The sequence below is a fragment of the Oleiphilus sp. HI0132 genome (assembly GCF_001635845.1).
In genome coordinates this window covers 1-947 of sequence record NZ_LWGJ01000817.1, presented here as the reverse complement: position 1 = coordinate 947, position 947 = coordinate 1, and the positions used below count along the sequence as shown (strand labels likewise).

Sequence of the window (947 nt, the reverse complement as noted above, 5' to 3'; positions counted from 1 at the left end):
GATTCCATCCCAAGTCAGATTGTAACGCCATATTGGTAATTAATGGATCATCCCATTGACTATCATCGCCAGTAAGGGCCCAGCTCAATTTAGCCTGCTGCGGAGCAATATATTTCCCATCAGCACAAGCAACACCACCAAATGTAAAACAACCATCACCACCAGCCATTGCCGGGGCCGTTCCATCATTCCGCACATGCGAGAAGTAGAACTGCTTCGATAGGAATGCCTCTTTTAAGAATTCTACCCGCCCAGTAGACATATACGCTTTGAACATGGCACTTGATCGATCAAACAACCAATTACCTCCACTGGAAGCGCTATAATCAAGCCCACCAGCCCAATTTTCGAACTGCCCTACTTGGTATTGCTCAAAACCGTCTGACGAACCACTTGAGGGCACATAAGGAGGAATCAGGCCTGACTCGGACAAATAGCTTGTATCGTGCAAGGCAAAAATTCGTGGGTAAGGCAGGTTATTTTTATCTGCGCCTGCAGCCGCCCAACCTAGAGAGTGTGCAACTTCAGACAAGCGTGTGACTGCTGCACCACCATCTGTAATTGTCAGGTCTATATTACCACCGGTCATATCGACATTTTGCAGCTGGATTGTCACCGAACGAATAGAGTTATCAGACCAATGGTAACGTAAGCCACCTTCAACGTAGGCTGCTAATTCCGTTGAACCATTCAGAACCTTGATTTCCGAAATATCAGTCACTTCACCCGCTGCCAGAGGCAAACCAAAGGTGACGACCTCAGAGTTTGTCGGCGTTACTTCACTATCAGCTTGTAAGGTGATCTGCGTATTTAACGCATGAACTGATGTCCCCGCTATGAGTAGACATGCTCCAGCACTATATCTCATAAAACACGATCTTAAAGCTTTCATCGTGATGTACCTCTTAAAATTCTTAACGAATGACAAATGTAAAAAAGTTTGACCC

The 947-nt window shown here is 45.7% G+C and carries 1 protein-coding gene; it reads right to left on the bottom strand.

Annotated elements, in window-relative coordinates; translation table 11 throughout:
- Positions 1-868, bottom strand: an 868-nt coding sequence (locus A3766_RS09405) for a hypothetical protein (RefSeq protein ID WP_156508824.1), incomplete at its 3' end; no start/stop codon positions are given.
- Between the last annotated feature and the right edge of the window lie 79 nt (positions 869-947).